This is a genomic window from Nocardia sp. Marseille-Q1738 (assembly GCF_965283145.1).
On the sequence record NZ_CBDIMS010000006.1, the window covers coordinates 164,136 to 181,296 of the forward strand.

General features: G+C 65.2%; 17 protein-coding genes. 6 read left to right on the top strand and 11 right to left on the bottom strand.

Annotated elements, in window-relative coordinates; genetic code table 11:
* Positions 1-21 precede the first annotated feature (21 nt).
* The 4 genes from ACWPXK_RS22350 to ACWPXK_RS22365 form a co-directional block, all read right to left on the bottom strand.
* Positions 22-2,364 (bottom strand): hypothetical protein, encoded by a 2,343-nt coding sequence (locus ACWPXK_RS22350; RefSeq protein ID WP_454198130.1) that lies wholly within the window; start codon positions 2,362-2,364, stop codon positions 22-24.
* A 98-nt stretch (positions 2,365-2,462) separates the two neighbouring features.
* Positions 2,463-2,780 (bottom strand): hypothetical protein, encoded by a 318-nt coding sequence (locus tag ACWPXK_RS22355; protein ID WP_454198131.1) that lies wholly within the window; start codon positions 2,778-2,780, stop codon positions 2,463-2,465.
* Positions 2,781-2,922: 142 nt separating this feature from the next.
* Positions 2,923-3,198: a hypothetical protein gene (locus tag ACWPXK_RS22360; RefSeq protein ID WP_454198132.1), complete on the bottom strand. Its 276-nt coding sequence runs from the start codon at positions 3,196-3,198 to the stop codon at positions 2,923-2,925.
* A gap of 115 nt (positions 3,199-3,313) precedes the next feature.
* Positions 3,314-3,655, bottom strand: a complete 342-nt coding sequence (locus ACWPXK_RS22365) for a hypothetical protein (RefSeq protein ID WP_454198133.1) — start codon at positions 3,653-3,655, stop codon at positions 3,314-3,316.
* A gap of 237 nt (positions 3,656-3,892) precedes the next feature.
* On the opposite strand from ACWPXK_RS22365, the gene ACWPXK_RS22370 reads away from it, so the two are divergent.
* Complete coding sequence (locus ACWPXK_RS22370) at positions 3,893-4,987, top strand: hypothetical protein (protein WP_454198134.1); 1,095 nt, start codon at positions 3,893-3,895, stop codon at positions 4,985-4,987.
* 249 nt (positions 4,988-5,236) lie between these two features.
* Here ACWPXK_RS22370 and ACWPXK_RS22375 read toward each other — a convergent pair whose 3' ends face one another.
* The 4 genes from ACWPXK_RS22375 to ACWPXK_RS22390 all read right to left on the bottom strand — a co-directional run bounded on the left by ACWPXK_RS22375 (position 5,237) and on the right by ACWPXK_RS22390 (position 9,631).
* Positions 5,237-6,034 carry a hypothetical protein gene (locus tag ACWPXK_RS22375; protein ID WP_454198135.1) on the bottom strand — a complete coding sequence of 266 codons (798 nt, stop codon included), beginning with the start codon at positions 6,032-6,034 and terminating at the stop codon, positions 5,237-5,239.
* A 10-nt stretch (positions 6,035-6,044) separates the two neighbouring features.
* Positions 6,045-7,397, bottom strand: coding sequence for a hypothetical protein (locus ACWPXK_RS22380; protein WP_454198136.1), 1,353 nt, complete (start codon positions 7,395-7,397; stop codon positions 6,045-6,047).
* Positions 7,394-8,425, bottom strand: a complete 1,032-nt coding sequence (locus tag ACWPXK_RS22385) for an OmpA family protein (protein ID WP_454198137.1) — start codon at positions 8,423-8,425, stop codon at positions 7,394-7,396. Before ACWPXK_RS22385 ends, ACWPXK_RS22380 begins: the two co-directional genes overlap by 4 nt.
* A gap of 468 nt (positions 8,426-8,893) precedes the next feature.
* Entirely contained in the window at positions 8,894-9,631 is a 738-nt protein-coding gene (locus ACWPXK_RS22390; RefSeq protein WP_454198138.1) for an NUDIX hydrolase, read from the bottom strand.
* A gap of 209 nt (positions 9,632-9,840) precedes the next feature.
* On the opposite strand from ACWPXK_RS22390, the gene ACWPXK_RS22395 reads away from it, so the two are divergent.
* The 3 genes from ACWPXK_RS22395 to ACWPXK_RS22405 all read left to right on the top strand — a co-directional run bounded on the left by ACWPXK_RS22395 (position 9,841) and on the right by ACWPXK_RS22405 (position 13,166).
* Positions 9,841-11,640, top strand: a complete 1,800-nt coding sequence (locus tag ACWPXK_RS22395) for a 5'-methylthioadenosine/S-adenosylhomocysteine nucleosidase family protein (RefSeq protein WP_454198139.1) — start codon at positions 9,841-9,843, stop codon at positions 11,638-11,640.
* Positions 11,641-11,713: 73 nt separating this feature from the next.
* The gene (locus ACWPXK_RS22400) at positions 11,714-12,649 is read left to right on the top strand and encodes a hypothetical protein (protein WP_454198140.1); all 936 of its coding nucleotides are present in this window, start codon (positions 11,714-11,716) and stop codon (positions 12,647-12,649) included.
* Positions 12,650-12,761: 112 nt separating this feature from the next.
* On the top strand, positions 12,762-13,166 hold the full coding sequence (locus ACWPXK_RS22405) for a hypothetical protein (protein ID WP_454198141.1): 405 nt from the start codon (positions 12,762-12,764) through the stop codon (positions 13,164-13,166).
* A 31-nt stretch (positions 13,167-13,197) separates the two neighbouring features.
* On the opposite strand, the gene glnA is transcribed toward ACWPXK_RS22405, so the two are convergent.
* A complete protein-coding gene (glnA, locus tag ACWPXK_RS22410; RefSeq protein ID WP_454198142.1) occupies positions 13,198-14,634 on the bottom strand; it encodes a type I glutamate--ammonia ligase in 1,437 nt (478 codons plus the stop codon).
* A 252-nt stretch (positions 14,635-14,886) separates the two neighbouring features.
* Here glnA and ACWPXK_RS22415 point away from each other — a divergent pair, with 252 nt between their 5' ends.
* Entirely contained in the window at positions 14,887-15,342 is a 456-nt protein-coding gene (locus ACWPXK_RS22415; RefSeq protein ID WP_454198143.1) for an RDD family protein, read from the top strand.
* A gap of 53 nt (positions 15,343-15,395) precedes the next feature.
* Complete coding sequence (locus ACWPXK_RS22420) at positions 15,396-15,812, top strand: YrdB family protein (RefSeq protein WP_454198144.1); 417 nt, start codon at positions 15,396-15,398, stop codon at positions 15,810-15,812.
* A 27-nt stretch (positions 15,813-15,839) separates the two neighbouring features.
* On the opposite strand, the gene ACWPXK_RS22425 is transcribed toward ACWPXK_RS22420, so the two are convergent.
* Together ACWPXK_RS22425 and ACWPXK_RS22430 are read right to left on the bottom strand one after the other, a co-directional pair.
* Entirely contained in the window at positions 15,840-16,574 is a 735-nt protein-coding gene (locus ACWPXK_RS22425) for a DUF4191 domain-containing protein (RefSeq protein ID WP_454198145.1), read from the bottom strand.
* Between the two features lie 62 nt (positions 16,575-16,636).
* Positions 16,637-17,101, bottom strand: coding sequence for a TY-Chap domain-containing protein (locus ACWPXK_RS22430; protein ID WP_454198146.1), 465 nt, complete (start codon positions 17,099-17,101; stop codon positions 16,637-16,639).
* Positions 17,102-17,161 lie beyond the last annotated feature (60 nt).

Below are 17,161 nucleotides of genomic sequence, written 5' to 3' on the forward strand. Positions count from 1 at the left end.
AGGGCTCTCGTTTCCGGCCGGTCAGGTCTGCTGCGGCGGAACGGGTGGCGGACCGGCGGGCTGCTGCCCTGCGCTCACGGGCGGTGGAGGCGGAGCCGCGACTCCGGGGTCGCCACCGGCGGCACCATCCAAACCGGTCGGGTGGATGTAGCCTGTGAAAACGCCATACTTTTCTTCCAGCGGGGGATGGCTGGGATCAAAGGGAATGGGGACGCCGTTGTCCAGGACGAACAGTTGATTGTTTTGCTTGATGATCAGCGCGCTGTGTCTCTCCCACTGAAGAATATCGCCCGTATTGAACGCGCCTGGGTCACGACTATTGATCACCGCGGGCGGATGATCCGCTGACAATTCACCCGCAGTTCCCCGATACGCGGATATTGCATCTGTAGCGCCGTTCCGCGCCTGATTCTGCAAAGCCTCCGCCACCGGCTGCGACGCCTTCACGGTCATGTTCTCGCCGATTTTGACGTCCACCATCGAGCCCGGTGTCGAAATCGGCGGCGGAGTACCAGCATAGGTCGGCGCCGTTACGCCGGGAGGAGCCGTCGGAGCAGTGGCATTGGCGGTGGCCGCAGGCGCGGTGCGGTTCTTGTCGCGTTGCTGCCGCTCATCCCGCGAATCCTTGTCGTCGTGGACTCTGTCATCGCCGGGGACACGGTTGCCTGGGTTCATGATGTTCCCCAGAGCGCTCATCATCGCGTAATCCGCCATCGGATTGGAGCCGCCACCACTGTTATTGGTGGGCGCGACATTGCTGGGGGGCGCGACGGTGCCCGAGTTGTTTCCGGAGTCCTGCGTCGCGGCCTGGATCAGTGAACTGAGGTCCGGGGTTCCCGATGGGGCATCGCCGCTGGTGCCGCCCAGAGGGGGCTGGGTACTGTCCACAGTGCCCGTGGGATCCGTGGGATCCGGCGAAGTCAGGTCCAAACCGTCCAACGTGGGGTTCGACCCTGGATCCGGGAACATCGCCTGGTCGGTGGGAGTAGTCTGCGCCGGAGGCGGAGTGTAGGGCGGGGTGTTCGTGTTCACAGGGGGAGGAGTGTGGTTTGTAGCCGGCTTTTCGTCCTTGCCAGGCTTTTCGTCCTTGCCAGGCTTCTCGTCGGGCTTTTCTTCCTTTTTCTTCGGTTCGGGCTTTATCCCGTGTTCTTTCGCATATTTAGCAGTCTCATCCGCATAGGCAACGACTTCCTCTCTACACTTAGAGACCGCTTCGCCCATCAGTTTGAAGACGACATGTTCTTCAGCAGGGTTTTGAATGCCATCCTTGCCCCATTGATCCTTGTATTGATAATTCTCCCTTTCCTTATCTTCTTTGTCCGACCCCTCCTTCTTCCAGGCCGCAAAATCTTTGTCCAATTCTGCCTTGAAGCCCTCGTAGCCCTTCGGCATGGCCCCAGTCAGGCTGGCAGCGATCGCGTCGTTCGTATCATAGACAGTCGAGTGCATCTTCTTGAGGTGGTCCAGGTTCAGAACCGAAATCTTGGCAACCGTGTTGAAGAAGTCCGCATCCAGCGCGGTCCAGTCAGCACTCGCATGGCCGATTTCCTGGACAGTTGAGTTGAAGGCATCGTTCGTACGGCCCTGGCCGGAGAGCTGATTCACGTGTTGTTTGTCGAGATGCTTCCAGTTCAATTCTTCTTTGGTTTTCGGATTTTTTAATTCCTTCGGCAGCATCTCGTCTCTCGGCATCTCAGGCTTGATTTCACCCATTTGACGCTTGAGAAGGTCCAGATTCTTGTTCAGCATGTCCTTCCATGCGACAAGCAGGGCCGAAGGTCCGGTTCCACCTTCCGGAATCTTTAAACTGAGCGGGACCGCCTTGACATCCCCGCCGGCCTTCGGCTCGCCCTCTTTCTTCTTTGTCTCGGGAGCTCCCTTATCGGGATCGAACATAGTCGAGACGATGTACTCGGGCTTTTTATTGGGATCATAGGTATCCCAATCCTTCGGCAGGTCCCCCTTGACGAGGGCCAATGTACCGTCTTTGGTGACCTTGAGCTTGTCCGGGAAAAGGGGATCCTCATCGTTCCAATCACCCTCGCCGTCTTTCGGAAGCCAAAGCTTGGCATGCTCGGTTGTCGTACTATGTCCCGAGGGTTTCGAATAGTTCAGCCTGAGCTCGCGCCCGTCACCACCCCAATCCCCCTCATCCTGGAACTTAAGTGTGGCATCTTTCCCCTTAGGAACTTCCCCGAATGTGTTGACTACTACATTCTTTGACTCGTCCCCGCCGGGATCAACCCTCTCGACGACGGCCTTATTGTCCTTGACCCCGAAGCGATATCTGCCGTCATCGGATTCTATCCACTGGCCGTTCTTGAGTTCCTCATTCGGCTTGAGCTCTTTCTTACCGTTGCTCACCTGCACGACCCCCGATCACATGTGTAGCAATGCAACGCCCGTGGGCGAGAAACAGTCACGGAATACTCCCACCAGGAAATCGGCGAGTCCCTGCGGACTCAAGCCTGCGGACCCGCACGGCGCACGCCCGCGCCGCCGTCGACATCCACATTATCTATCGTAGGCGCCACCGAATCGGCCGTGTCGCCGACAGCAACTTTGTCGTCCCCGATTTTCGTGTGTGCGGCGTTGCTGACTTTCATGTAATACTTGCTGGCCTGGTTCCATCCGTGGGCGGCGTTACCGAACATGGCCTCGATCTTGCCTTCCCAATCGGGGTCCCCTTTCCCCCGGTTGTACGGCTCTGCACTGTCGGCGCGCTCGTTGGCGCCCGTCCTGCGCATGTCGTCTGAATCGTGCAACAGCTTGTCGCTCATGGCGGCGAACACTCTCCCTTCCAGCCCTTCCCCCGATTCTCCGGCATCCCCACCCATGGGGAATTAAGATGCGAGCCCTCGGGAGCACGCCGGCCATGCGCGACCACACGGGTGCGGCCGGTCCCACCCGTACCCGCCGGAATCAGTACCCCGCGCCGAACGCGGCCTTCTCCTGGAGCCGGTACTCGGCTTCGGTCGGCAACTCCAACGCGTCGGCGACAACCGGCGACACACCGCGGTCCAACAGTTCCGCGCGCCGGCCGACCCGAGCCTTCAGGTAAGCCAGCCGTGCGACTTTCTGGATCTCACCGGCCAGCCAGCTGTCGGTGTTCTCCCATATTTCGTCACCGAGGTGCAGACCGACGATCCTTCCGCCCTGCTCACACGCCACCCCTACCGAATAGTCGGGATTGAACACCTCATAGATCCGGCCGGACCTACCTGAAGGAACTTCACTGCCATCTCCCGTTCCTCCCCAAGTCTCCAGTGCCGTCACCGTGCTGCTCCCGTGAACCATCCATCGACCCCGCGTCTCACTTGCCCGACCACGGCACCTCGGGCAGCTTCGTCTCCTGCATAGTGATCTCGCGCTGCCGCATGGCGTCGAGAGTGCTCTCCCGGATCGCAGCCATGATGTCGGCCACCAGTTCGTGACTGTTGGCGGAGTGTGCGATCGTTCCGGGGGCGATGTACAGATCGGTGAGCCTGCCCATCGCGTCCACTTCCGGAATCACCCGAGAACTGGGCGAAGGGCGCCTGGCCCGGATCCGCTCGACCCGTTCCAGCATTTCATTGAGGGCATGGACTGACGCGCGGCTGGATTCGAGGGCCGAGACCGTTTCGGGATGCATCATGCCGGCCCAATTCGTCGCCATCGTCACAACTCCTCCGCAGGCTGCCGACCTACCCCGCGGCGCCAAGATCAGGGGTCCTCCACTCTCGTGGAACCATCATCCCAAGTCCCCAGTAATGGGAATATCAGGAGTGTGCGCGGCCGCGGCCACCCTCGAAGCGAGATCGTGCCAGTCCCGATAAGAGTCGTATGCCGCGCCGAGGCAGACCGCCGTCACAGGTGCGCGCTGCCCCCAGGGATGGGCATACGAAAGAGCGAGATGTCGTTCGAGATGAGAGAGTTCGCCGATATGGGTGAGGATGTCGATCCGTCGGCGGAGCCGAATTCAGTGGGTATGACGCGAACTGCGGGAAATTTCCTGGTCGACTTGGCCGAGCGGTTGGCACCGAGTTGTGACCCAGCGGCCATCCGCGCCGTGATGGACCGCGCCGGTGCAGGGCAGACGGACGCGCGAGGGCCGGACGGATGCCGAACCAGCACGCTGACCACCTCCGGTATTCCGTTCGAAGCCAGCGTGTCCGGTGGCGGGGGGCGGTTCAGCCCTGCCATTCGTTATGTCACGGAGACCGCGACGCGGGAGACGAGGTTCTGCTCTCGCCTCGCCGCTCAGCTCGCCGCGATCCGGGATCTCGTCGCGTGGTTGCCGAACGGAGACGAGACGGTCGCCGACATGCTGCACTCCTTCGTCGCGACGCTGTATCCCGATCCCGCGAAAGTCTCGGCGCAGTATCGCTTCGCCACGTGGATAGGGGTTGTCCATCATGCCGCACTGCAAAATCACGCGGCCCGTCTCAAGGTATACGGCAATCCAACGGTCGTGCCGGGGGCGCTCGACCGGTTGTGCAGTGCATGGCCCGGCTTCGCGGGACTGGCGTCCGTACCCGAGCACGAAAAGCTCATCAAGCATGCTTCAGCCGGGATCGAGGTGGACGCGCACGGCGAGGTGAACCACAAGATCTACCTGAAGGTCCGGTATGACGACGTCGCTGTGCCGATGAAACTGGTCCGCTACTTCGGCGATCCGGCACGGGAAGTGCTGTCCGAGCTCGCTCGGTGTGGCGTCGACACGGCCGAGCTCCATCATCACGACCTCTTCGTCTGCCGTGCTCGCGGTACCGGCACACCTACCTTCGCGCTCTACCTGGGCGCAAGGAAGCAATACGACCTGACCTGGCTCGTGCGCGAACTCGCATCCCGGCACCACGGCACCACCGATGCCGTCGACGCCCTCGCCCTGGCAGCAGAGTCGTGTGGGGCGACCTGGCGTTACTCGATAGTCGGATTGGGCTTCTCGGCCGACAACGGCGTCGACAAACTCAACGTCTACGGCACACCCACCTGGAGTCCCGCGTAGTACGTAAGTGGCTGAATGCCCTATCGGAGCCGACAACAGCGTGTCTTGCACGACCGCCCGTGTAGCGCCCTGATCGCGTCGAGCGTGCCGGGAAGGAAGAAAGCGTCGAAGATCCGCTGGGTGAGTTCCGCTCCCGTGGGTAGCGAGGAGGGTCCTTGACGGACAACCCGGCTCCGGTCAACGCGGTCACCTCGCCCGGGTGGACGCCCACGAGGTCGTCGAGAAGTCGGCGCACGTCTATTGCCATGCCTACCTCGCGGTCGTGGTGACAGGCGTAGGAGCGAAACGCTGGCCGGTGAGCTCGCCGATCGTCTTCCCGATGGTCAGCGCCGTCTCATCCGGATCGAGACCGTCGAACCTGATCGGTCGCGCATGCGGGAACGCACGGGTCCACTCGTCGGGCACCTTGATCTTCTCCCCTGGGACGAGCAATCGCAGATCGTGTACGCCGTACTCACGCAGCAGTCGCCTGCCGTCCTCGGCGTTCGCGGGCAGATCCGCCAGGATGGCGTCGGACACCAGCATCAGCACGACGTCGCAGGGCTGCGCCGAGACCGCGAATCCACGCATCTGGTCGAGCACCGGCCGAATGAGCGTTTCGGAGCCTTCTTGCACACCCACCGCAGGCAGGTGCGGGGTCGCGGCGGCGGGCGTCGGAGGGAACCGCACCCCCGCTTCGAGCGCGAAATCCACCACCGCGATCTCGTCGTCGTCGCGCAGCGTGTTGGGCAGGCTTGCCCACTCCTGCAATTGGGCCAATGCGGCGTCACGGGCCGCCCCGAAGTCCCTCATCGACCCCGAGACGTCCACTCCGATCACCAATCTCAGGCAACTGGGGCTGCGCGGACCGGCCAGTGTGTAGGCGGTCAGCTTGGTCGGTCGGGCGGTGTCGTCGCCTTCGAACAGCCGACACGCACCGAAGCCGAGCGTGGCCAGGAGCAGGAGCAAGCCGACGGTCATGAGGACGAGCGCGCGGTAGCTACGCGGGTCCGGAGTAAGCGCGGGAAACCCGGCGGCGTCCGGCCCGGGAGACAACAAGCTGGGCATGGATCATCCCTCAACTGGCCTGGCGACCGGAGATTCCGCCGCCCCAGGCCCGCTTGCCCGGTTCGTCGTCCTCATCCGACTTGTCGTTATGGTCCCGATGCAGCTCGGTCCATACCTGCTGGATCTTGGCGGTCAGCTGGTCGGGATCCCAGGGCCGGTAGCGCTTCAGGTAATCCACGGCGCCTTCCAGGACCCGTGACGGCGCCACTCCACGTTCGGGGTGGAGCAGGTACAGCGACTGTGTCCCAGGAAGACTCATGGCGCTGCGGTCATCGTCGAACGACACGGTCTCCAGCGCTTTCGGCTCGGGCGGCTCAGCGTGAATGCTCCTGGGATTGCCCCACAGCGCTTCACTGTCGCTGAGCAGCTTCGAGCCAACCGTCTCGATCCGCCAAGCCTGGTCGTAACCGACCTCGATCTGGTTGCGCAACGCCGCCCATGCCTTGGCCTGGGCATCGTTCGCCTTGATGTGCTTCTTCTCCAGCTTGCGGAATTTCTTCGCGCGCCGCCGGTATTGCTGCCGGATCTCGGACACCAGGAAGGTCCGCGACGCCATGTCGATCACGAGCACCGCCCCGAACAGCGCGGCCATCGCACCTGCGGGCAGGCTCGTGCCGCCGAGTGCGGTGCCGCTCTCGCCGAAGCGGACCCACACGAGCCGGACCACGGCGATGACCACCACGGCGAAAAGAATCACCGCGACAACGGCCGCCCAGTGCCTGCGGGTGCTGACCCCGGAGTAATCGTGGAACCATCGGTGAGCCAGTCCACCCGCCAGCCGCGCCGCGGCGATCCCCGCCATCGGCACGAACAGCGCAAGCAGGTACGCGTTGATGCGTTCCGGCTGGTACCAGGCGACGCTCCGGTCGATGCCCTCGGCGAAGGTCGCGTACCAGAAGAAGAACTCGACCACCAGCACCACGATTTCGATCACGAGCAACACCCATGGCGAGGCCAGCGGATGGTCGTGATCGAACACCTCGGTGCGCGAGGCGCCGCCGGAGCGTGCCGATTGCCGCTTGGCATCGGCGGAGCCGCGGGTGGTGGTCCATCGAGGATGGTCGAGCAGCTTCACCAGTGCTGCCCATCGCCTTTCATTGGTGTGGGCGGTGGTGATCAATCGGTTGATCCGCGCGAGGAGCTTGCGCGCAACTCTCTGGTCGGCGGCCGCCAACGAGTTGTCCACCGAGGCGCGCACCGACTTCTCGGGGCTGGTCAGCCCGTCCTCCGGACTGGGGACATGGGTGTCACCGCGCGGCGTCCGCTGGTGCGTGGTCTTGAGGAAGGCGGCCAGGTCCCGGACTACCCGGCCGGTGTTGGACCGGTCGTCGTCGAAAAGACCTGCGAGAAATCGTGATGTCATCGCAGGCACTCCTTCGTACCCACCGTGATCTCGACTCGCCGGTTACGCGCGGCGGCGGATTCGGAGTGGCCGCCGCCGGAGAACTCGTCCACACGCGGCCGGGTCGAGCCGTGGCCGAGCACCTTGATATGCGAACGGTCGGCGCCGAGTTGGGCCAGCGCCTCCGCCACCGCGTTGGCACGTTGCTCGGAGAACGGCTGCCTGCCCGCTTCCGGGCCGTACGCGGCGGTGTGACCCTCCACCAGTGCGTACGACGAGGAGCCCGCCGCCAACCGGGCGGCGATGGGCGCGAGCAGATAGCGCGAGCCGGGATGCACGTCCGCCCCGTCACCGGCGAACAGCAGTTCGGCCGGAATTTCCTCGCGCACACCGCATTCCACGCGGGAGGAGGTCATCTCGACGGCGAACGCGGGGTCATTGGGCAGATCCGCGTGCGGATCCCGGCGGTGACCTGTCTGTGCGTCGAATTCGACCTTGGCCCCGGCTTTCTCGAGCACCGCCGTCCACAACCTGAGCAGGTCGTTGCGCGTGCTCTGCGGGACCGGCTGGGTGGTCTCTCCCAAATTCGTCCAGAGAATCGGAACGCCGGCGAGCTCCGCGGCCAGCGCGTCGGCGGTCGCAAGATCGTCGGCGACGGCACCGGGCGAACGGTCGAGCCGGGACTGATCGATCAGGAGTGGTGCTGCGTTGTCGAACCCGTCGGATACGACCACCACGCGCTCCGGCTTCTGGCGGGCAGCGGTGGCGAGGGCATCGAGGATGGCGCTACCCGGCGCGGAAGGCCGCATCCGCTCTTCCCGCGCCCAGATGGCCACACAAGCCAGCACAACCGGTCGCGCCTTGTCGGCAGCCACACTGTCGACACCGCGGTATGGCTCCAGCGCGATCGTGCGCACCACCGTGCTGGGTTTGCCGATGCCTTCGACGGATACCAGCGCAAGCCGGTTGCCCCTCTTCTGCGCGTCCAGCAACTCCTGACGGACCCTGGGCGGCAGGTCGCCGACCGCGGCCGAGGCCGTGTTGTCCACGACCAGAACGGTTAACGGGCGGTCGCTGGGAAGCGGTGTGCGCTCGGCCTTCGCGCAATCGGAAGAACTCGGCTGATCTGGAGCGGACCCGACCGACCCGTGCGACGCCGCGCACCCGCCGATCGGGATGGCGATCACGCACAAGGCCGCGGCCAGCCGACGTGCGCGTCCTACGGAAAACATGAACATGGATACCTACACAAGGGATTCGAAGAAGATCGGCAGGGGAAGACGGCGACGCTGTCACCACCCCGCGAAATGGTCATGGCGACAATAACCGACCCGACGACTTAGTGTCAATGTCACACTTATTAAGACAGGCTACCGAAGAGCAGACCGGCGGAGCCGCGCGCCGGACCATTCGGCACGACCCCGCCGCACCCTCGGCCCCGACGCACACACACACGCCGATCCCCTTGCGCGACATAACCCGAGCGCGGGCGCCGACGCAGGCGCCCGCGCATGTCCCTACCGCCAGTTGGCGTCGTGCCGCCGCGGCGAGCCGAGCAGAATGGGACTGACCAACTCGACCCCCGCACCGGCGCGGTAGAGCTTGGCCGGCCGGCCGAGCCTTCTTCCCGAACCCTCACGCAAGCGGCCGGTTTCGACGATGAACTCGGTCGCGGACTTCACCTTGCGATGGAAGTTGGCGCGATCGAGCTTGCAGCCCCATACCGCCTCGTACACCGCGCGCAACTCGCCGATGGTGAACTCCTCGGGACAGAACGACGTCGCGATCGTGGTGTACTGCAGCTTCATTCGCGCCTGCCGCACCGCGTCCCGCAGGATCTTCACGTGATCGAACGCCAACGCCGTCTCGTCGTCGAGTAGCTCGGCGACCGGCTTCCACGCCGCCGCCCTCGCGTCGGAATCCGCGTCCGGCGCAGGCACCGGCAGGTCCGGCGCGACCGCGAGGAAAGCGCACGTGGCGACCCGCTCGCGCGGATCCCGATCCGGGTCGGTGTAGAAGCCGACCTGCTCGAGCGGCAGCGAATCTCCGTCCAGCCCCGTCTCTTCGCGCAACTCACGGACCGCAGCGGCCTCGGCGCTCTCCCCCACCCGCAGAAAACCGCCCGGTAACGCGAGCGCACCGCGGAACGGGTCCGCGCCGCGCTCCACGACGAGCACCTGCAGCGCCGAGTCCCGGATGGTCAGGATCACCAGATCCGCCGTGAGGGCAGCGATACATCTCGGGTCTTCAGTCATTACCGCACCGTAGCTCAACGGCCGCCTTGCAGTCGCATTGACAAAAACTGGACCGGCTACTTAATGTCGAACCGACACAAATGTCCTTCCGTGGAAAGCATCCCATGCCGTTCTACCGCCCCTCCCTCCGCGACTGCCACCATGCCGCCCGCCGGGTCGAGGCCGCGCCGCTAGGGCGGTCGGCCCTGCGAACAGTGCGTCCGAGCGGCGTGAGCGGCATCTTCCGAGCACGCGCGCCGCTGACCCTGGTGCTGTTCGCCGCCGGACTCGAGGACCGCGTCGTCTGGCAAGGCGCCGACGGTTTCGCCCTGCTGGAACCGCCGATCGCCAGGCCCGAAGCCTGGCGGCACCGCCCCGGAGTCGGGCCTGCCGCGTTGCGCTGGCTCGACCGGTATTGGAGCACTGTGGTTTTCGCGGTTCCAGGCCTGGCCGCGCTGGCCATCGCCGTCGCGCTGTTACCGTTCGCGGCGCTGCACGCACCGGCACTGCTGGTCACCGTCGCCGCGATGGCCTACACCGTGACGGTGCTGTCGATCATGTTCGTGTGGCAGTTGTTCTTCGGACGCGACGAGGAACCCAGCGCACGCGCCGCGGGCACGCTGGCCGCCGATCACTGGACCATGCCGCTGCTGCATCAGGAGAACGAGCAGCGCATCGGTGAACTCTTCGACCAAATCGAACGACGCCTGCATCACCTGGTCGCCGACAAGGTGCGCCAGGACGCCGCCGACCAAGGCGGCCAGGTCACCCGCGTGCGGCTGAGCACCCGGCTGATCTGTATGCACACGGGCGTCACCACCGACCAGGCGCGCACGTATCTCGGCACCACCCGCAGCGTGATCAACCGGGACTACTCGGTGCTCTTCTTCGACGCCAGGCCCGAGGATCTCACGCGCCGACCGGTCAATCCCCCGGCATTCTTCCGGTTCTACCTCGCCTCGGTGGTCATCGTCGTCTTCGCCCTGGCGTATCTGGTCATGACCGTCGAGCGCGGCAACTGCACCGAGGCGACCTGCTCGGCCGGGGCAACCACCTACGGCAGGGCCCTGGCCTGGATCGCCTACCGGCTGCTGTGGCAGGACGCGCCGGGCGTCGAGCCGGTCTCCGATTTCGCGATCGCACTGGGCCTGCTGCTGTCGCTGCCCGCACCGATGGTGGTGCTGGTCGCGATCGTCGCCTTCCGCGCGCAGTACCTCGCGGACAAAGACGCGAAACGGCTCCACCTCGAGAAAGAGAATCAGATGGGAAACACCCGGGTATTGATCGTCACCGTCGCCGACGTCGAACGAGACGCCGTGCTCGACGCCATCGAGGGACACACGCGCAAGGTCGCCGCCCCCACCTACGACGGTCCCGTGCCGGTCTTCCCGATGGGGACGATCAACGACGCGGAGTTGTTCGTCGTGCAAGCCGGGTCGCAGGGCACCACCGGCCCCGCGGGCGCGCTCACCGTCACCGCCGACGCCATCCGCCACCTCGCGCCGCACTACGCGCTGATCGTGGGCATCTGCTACGGACTGCGCCCGGACCGGCAGCGGCTCGGCGATGTCCTGATCTCGGAGAAGATCACGGATCTCGATCATGCCAAGCTCGTCGAACTGGACGGGCGGATCGAGGAGCGCCTGCGCGGCCAGAGCGTCGTTCCCTCCCCCATGCTGCTCAACACCGTCCGTGCCGCGCAACGCGACTGGCCGGGGAGAAGCGACACCGCCGTCCATGTCGGGCCGATGCTGGCCTGGAACAAACTGCTCAATGCCGCGCCCGTCGTGAAAAGCCTCACCGCGAAGCACCCCGACGCCATCGGCGGCGACATGGAGGGCGCGGGATTCCAGGCCGCGGCGCGCGTCGCGGGAGTGGAAAGCCTGCTCATCAAGAGCATCTGCGACTGGGGCTCGGACAAAGACGACGACGCCCAGCCCATGGCCGCCCGCAACGCCGCCGCATTCGTCCTCCACCTCGCGCGCTCCGGCGCCCTCTCCTACACCCCGGCCCAGCGCCGCGGAATCTGATCACGCCAGACCGATGTGTACTCCAGAGTCTCCGGTGGATTCGAGCGCCGTAACCCCGGCAATTCTCGGTGACGTGCGGCGCCATTGGTATCCGCTCGCCGATCGCTACCTCGGCCGATTCGTCAGTGCGGCAACGATGATCGCCCGACTGCTCGAGTCGATCTCGCCGCTGCGCCCATCCACGCACCACTACGCGGCGCCCGAACCGCTCGACGAGCTGTCCTCCATCGGCCACGACATCGACCAGTTCGTCAGCTACGCCGACGAGGAGATCCGGCGTAGCGAGCGCACGATCGCCGAACTGAGCCACCGAGTCAGGGAATTGGAAGACCGGATCGTCGACTACTCGATCGACCATCAACTGGCGCTCGAAGAGTTGGCGACCGTCACCGAGGAGTCGGAGATCCTGCATCGCCGGGTCGCGTACTACCGAGATCTCCTCGAAATGACCGGGCAGAGTGACGACTTCGTGACGACGCGGGAGGCCGTAGTCACCACTCCCGCTATCGCGGCAAACTCCACCGATGCCGTCGAGAAAGCGCAGTACTACCTGTCCGATCGGCTCGTCATACCCGACAGCGCACTCCACGATCTGGAAAAACTCGATGCGGCAGTCAATTACGCCTCCTTGGGCCAGCTGGCTTGGAAGGGCTTTCGCGCCCTGCACGCCTACGCCGACGCGCTTGCCCGCGACCCGGAAACGTCGAGTTTCTGGTACTGGTGCAAGAACTCGCACCACCCGCTGATCTGGCCGGCGTCCGCGAACAAGCTATCGATGAAAGAGTCCAACTCCGTGCATCGGAACGAAAAACTCCGGGCGCAACGTGTTCTCCCCGTGGCCACCGAGGTGTCGGAGAACGGCTTCATCTTCATGGAAGCACACCTGAAGATCGCCAAGGGTGGCGGGCAGTTGGCGCCGAGGATCTACTTCTACGTCGACACACCCCGGGCGAGAGTCCACGTCGGCTACTTCGGACCGCACTACAACATGGACAACACGCGCAGCTGAGCTCGGGTTTCGATCGTCGGTTCGAACTTCGGCGACCCGTTGCGCGAGCGGCTGATCCGGTCGGCTCGCCGCCTTCAGCCGGCCTTCAGGTTGCCTGTGCGAGACTCCGCCGATGCGAACCGAATCAGTGGACGTGACCGAGGTCCGAGTGGGAGACGTCATCCGAGATCCGTTCGACGCGGACAACTGGAGGAGGGTGCGGGAGCTCGGCTACGACCTGCTGCCGAAGAATGACGGCTCGGGTGCATATTGGGAGCTGTACGCCTTTATCGGTCCCCTTGTCGAGCCACCCGCCGACGTTGTCGAATCCGGCGAACAGCCGGGGTGCGATCGATTCATCTTCCGGGAGGACGAGCGCGTCATACGGAGAGTCGGATCGCGAATGCCGCGCAGTGGATATGACGACCTGCGCCGAACGCAGACGAGTCCACCCGCTTCGCGGCCAGATGCACTGATCGCGGAACGGATGGACTCGCCGGCTACTGCTTACGAGCTGCGGACGGAGTACCTGGGGTAGATACTCCGCCGCAGATCAGAGCCGTTTCGACTTACACGTCGAAGTAGAGCTCGAACTCGTACGGGTGCGGCCGCAGGTTCACCGGCGCGATCTCGTTTTCGCGCTTGAGGGTGATCCAGGTCTCGATCAGGTCCTCGGTGAAGACGTTGCCTTCGGTGAGGTAGTCGTGGTCCTGCTCGAGGCGGTCGATGACCGAGGCCAGGCTGGTGGGGGCCTGCGGGATGTTCTTGGCCTCCTCCGGCGGGAGCTCGTAGAGGTCCTTGTCGACCGGGGCCATCGGCTCCATCTTCTTCTTGATGCCGTCCAGGCCGGCCATCATCATGGCGGCGAAGGCCAGGTACGGATTGCCCGAGGAGTCCGGCGCGCGGAACTCGAGGCGCTTGGCCTTCGGGTTGTTGCCGGTGACCGGGATGCGGACCGCGGCGGAGCGGTTGCGCTGCGAGTACACCAGGTTGATCGGGGCCTCGTAGCCGGGAACCAGGCGGTGGTAGGAGTTCACCGTCGGGTTGGTGAAGGCCAGCAGCGACGGCGCGTGGTGCAGGATGCCGCCGATGTAGTGGCGCGCCAGATCCGACAGGCCGCCGTAGCCGGCCTCGTCGTGGAACAGCGGCTTGCCGTCCTTCCACAGCGACTGGTGCACGTGCATGCCCGAGCCGTTGTCACCGAAGAGCGGCTTCGGCATGAAGGTGACGGTTTTGCCTTCCTGCCACGCGGTGTTCTTGACGATGTACTTGAACAGCTGCAGATCGTCGGCCGCGTGCAGCAGGGTGTTGAACCGGTAGTTGATCTCGGCCTGACCGGCGGTGCCGACCTCGTGGTGGCCGCGCTCCAGCTCGAAGCCCGCGTTCTGCAGGTTGGTGGAGATCTTGTCGCGCAGGTCGACATAGTGGTCGTACGGCGCGACCGGGAAGTACCCGCCCTTGTTGCGGACCTTGTAGCCGCGGTTGCGGGTGCCGTCCGGGTTGAACTCCTTGCCGGTGTTCCAGGAACCCGAGACCGACTCGATCTCGTAGAAGGCGCCGTTCATGGCCGAGTCGTAGCGGATCGAGTCGAAGATGTAGAACTCCGCCTCGGGGCCGAAGTACGCGGTGTCGGCGATGCCGGTCGAGCGCAGGTACTCCTCCGCCTTGCGCGCGATGTTACGCGGGTCGCGGCTGTAGGCCTCCCGGGTGAACGGGTCGTGCACGAAGAAGTTCATGTTCAGCGTCTTGGCGGCGCGGAACGGATCGACGCGCGCGGTGCTGTAGTCGGGCAGCAGCAGCATGTCCGACTCGTCGATCGACTGGAAGCCACGGACGGAAGAGCCGTCGAACGCTAGCCCTTCCTCGGCGAGGTCGGTGGTGAAGGCCTTCGCCGGGATCGAGAAGTGCTGCTGCACACCGGGAAGATCGCTGAAGCGGATGTCGACGTACTCGATGTCCTCGTCAGCGATGTACTTGATGACCTCGTCGGCCGTGCTGAACGTCACTTGTTCTCCTTACGGATCGGTTCCCAGCCAGTGTCGATTGCATGGGTTCGTCGCGACCAGACGCTATGGATGCCGTGTTTCCCTGTAGTCAAGCCCGTGTTTCGCCGGTGTTACACGTGCGTCTGGGCGGGTGGCGCGTACCACCCGGGCTCGAACAGCATGGTAGTCCTGCCCCCGTGTGCCCCGCGCGCCGACCTGAACTCCGCTTATGCGGCATCGGGCAGCCGATCGCGCGCGCCTATTCTGGGGTCCATGGCACGCATCACCGGCTCCTGGCTCTCCGGACCTCCGGCCGAACCCGGCGATCCGGCAACTCCCGAGTTCCCCGGTGAACACCTCGGCCTCCCGCAGACGGGAGCGGGCTCGCTGGCGGGGATGGGCCGCCGGATCGCCGCCCTGTTCGTGGACTGGATGATCGCGCTCGGCATCGCGGCGCTCATCGCGCGCAGCACGTCGGCGTCGAGCCTGACGCTGCTGATCTGGTTCGTTATCGGGGTCGGCGCGGTGACGCTGTTCGGCTTCACGCCGGGGCAGTACTTCCTGCGGCTGCGGACGGTCCGCGTCGACGCGCCGGTGCCGGTCGGCTTCGTCCGTGCGCTGGCCAGGCAGGTGCTGCTGCTGTTCGTGGTGCCCGCGCTGTTCACCGACGCCGACGGCCGCGGAATGCACGACCGGGCGACCGGTACGGCGCTGGTGCATTCACGCTGAGCCGCCCGGCATCGGACCCACCCGCCACCAAATCACGCCGATAGGCTGCGCGGGTGTCTTTGAAACCGGTGATGCTCGCTGTCCGATTCCTGCTCGAGCTCGTTGCCGTGGCTTCCTTCGGCGTCTTCGGCTGGCGCGCGTTCGAAGGGCCGTGGAAGTTTCTGCTGGTGGTGGCCCTGCCGCTGGTTGCGGCAGTCGTGTGGGCGGCCTTCTCGGTGCCTGGCGACCCGAGCCGTGGCGGGCAGCCGAAGGTTGTCGTGTCCGGCTCGACGCGCCTGGTGATCGAGCTCTCGGTGCTCGGCGGCGGGGCGCTCGCGCTGCAGTCGGCCGGTCTGCCGGGATGGGGTGTGGCGCTCGCGGTGCTGGTGATCGTCTATCACGTGCTCGCCTACGACCGGGTCGTCTGGCTGCTCACCCGCGCTCGAGGCGGCGACCGTACCCGCGCGATCGACCGTAGGCCCGGGATTTAGAGCCCGTGCGAAGAGTCGGTAAGCCGGTCAGCGCCGACGGATGGTCCGCTGCACGCCGCGCATCTTGGCGCCGGTGGGCATCGGGCCCTTCGGGAGCGCGGGCCCGCTGCGCGCGCTGAGCGCGGCCAGGCGGCCTTCGATGAGCTCCATGCGCTTGGTGTCGATGTTGCGGGGCAGCTTGGTCAGGTAGCGCTGCAGGTCCTTGATCGGAACCTGGCCCTCGTCGTTGCCGATGATGACGTCGTAGATCGGGGTGTCACCGATCAGCCGGGCGGTGCGCTTCTTCTCCTGGGCCAGCAGCGATTTCACTCGCTGCGGCGCGCCCTCGGCGACCAGCACCACGCCGGGCAGGCCGATCACGCGATGCACCGCGTCCAGCTGTGTGGTGGCGGCGACGCCGTTGCTCACCCGCCACTTGCCCTGCAAGTTGTCCAGCACCCAGGCCGCGGCGCCCGCTTGGCCCTCGGCCTTGCGGTAGACGCTCTTCTGCACCCGGCGGCCGAAGATGATGAACGCGACCAGCGCCCCGAGCACCACGCCGAGCGGCACCAGGAACCAGGTCAGCCCGAAGATCAGGCCGATCACGACGGCAACGGCGGTGATGCCGACCACGGCGCCGATCATCAGCGGCAGCAGCAGCTTGTCTTCCTTGCGCTGCATCTGGAACGCCTGCCACAGTTGCCTGCGGCGTTCTCTCGACTGCTGCTTGCGGGCCGCTTTCGCCGCGGCCTTCGCTTCCTTGGTGGGCTTACCTGCTGCCATGTCTCTCAGAATAGTGCCCAGGTAGTCGCGGCTATGCCGTGGGAGCGCGGGGTCGATCAATTTCAACCGCGACGGGCGATGGACCCGAGCACGGTGAGATCCAGATCACCGGACGCCTCGGTCCAGCCCATCGCGCGCAATTCCACGGGAGCGGCCACGCCCAGGGCATCACGCAACCCGACGGCGACCGACCGGGCGAACTCGAGCAGGGTGTTCGGCGCGATCGGCCAGAACAGGGTTCTGGTCCAGTTGCCCGCGTCCCGCCGCGGCGGCGGCTCATCCCAGCCGAGTGTGCGCAACTCCTGCGCGGCGGCATCCGGTATCGGTTGACTCAAGTAGTTGTTGCCGGCCAGCTCAGCGGACAACTTGATGTCGTACTGGACGAATTGGACAAAGCGATTGCCGGGCGCGGCGATGATCAGCGTGGCGCGGGAGGGCAGCTCCGAGAGACAGCGAGCCAGCGCTTGCACGAACCCTTCCCAGTCCGCGGTCACCGGCTCGCTCATTCTTCCCCCGGGCTTCAGCACTCGCCTGATCATACGCGTACAGGCCGGCGACACCAGGCGGATTGTCTTGCGTCACGGGCC

Bases quoted from the DNA above. Each gene is read 5' to 3' on its own strand.
- ACWPXK_RS22355 (WP_454198131.1), bottom strand. From the start codon at position 2,780: ATGAGCGACAAGCTGTTGCACGATTCAGACGACATGCGCAGGACGGGC.
- ACWPXK_RS22365 (WP_454198133.1), bottom strand. From the start codon at position 3,655: ATGGCGACGAATTGGGCCGGCATGATGCATCCCGAAACGGTCTCGGCC.
- ACWPXK_RS22370 (WP_454198134.1), top strand. From the start codon at position 3,893: ATGTCGTTCGAGATGAGAGAGTTCGCCGATATGGGTGAGGATGTCGAT.
- ACWPXK_RS22375 (WP_454198135.1), bottom strand. From the start codon at position 6,034: ATGCCCAGCTTGTTGTCTCCCGGGCCGGACGCCGCCGGGTTTCCCGCG.
- ACWPXK_RS22380 (WP_454198136.1), bottom strand. From the start codon at position 7,397: ATGACATCACGATTTCTCGCAGGTCTTTTCGACGACGACCGGTCCAAC.
- ACWPXK_RS22390 (WP_454198138.1), bottom strand. From the start codon at position 9,631: ATGACTGAAGACCCGAGATGTATCGCTGCCCTCACGGCGGATCTGGTG.
- ACWPXK_RS22405 (WP_454198141.1), top strand. From the start codon at position 12,762: ATGCGAACCGAATCAGTGGACGTGACCGAGGTCCGAGTGGGAGACGTC.
- ACWPXK_RS22415 (WP_454198143.1), top strand. From the start codon at position 14,887: ATGGCACGCATCACCGGCTCCTGGCTCTCCGGACCTCCGGCCGAACCC.
- ACWPXK_RS22425 (WP_454198145.1), bottom strand. From the start codon at position 16,574: ATGGCAGCAGGTAAGCCCACCAAGGAAGCGAAGGCCGCGGCGAAAGCG.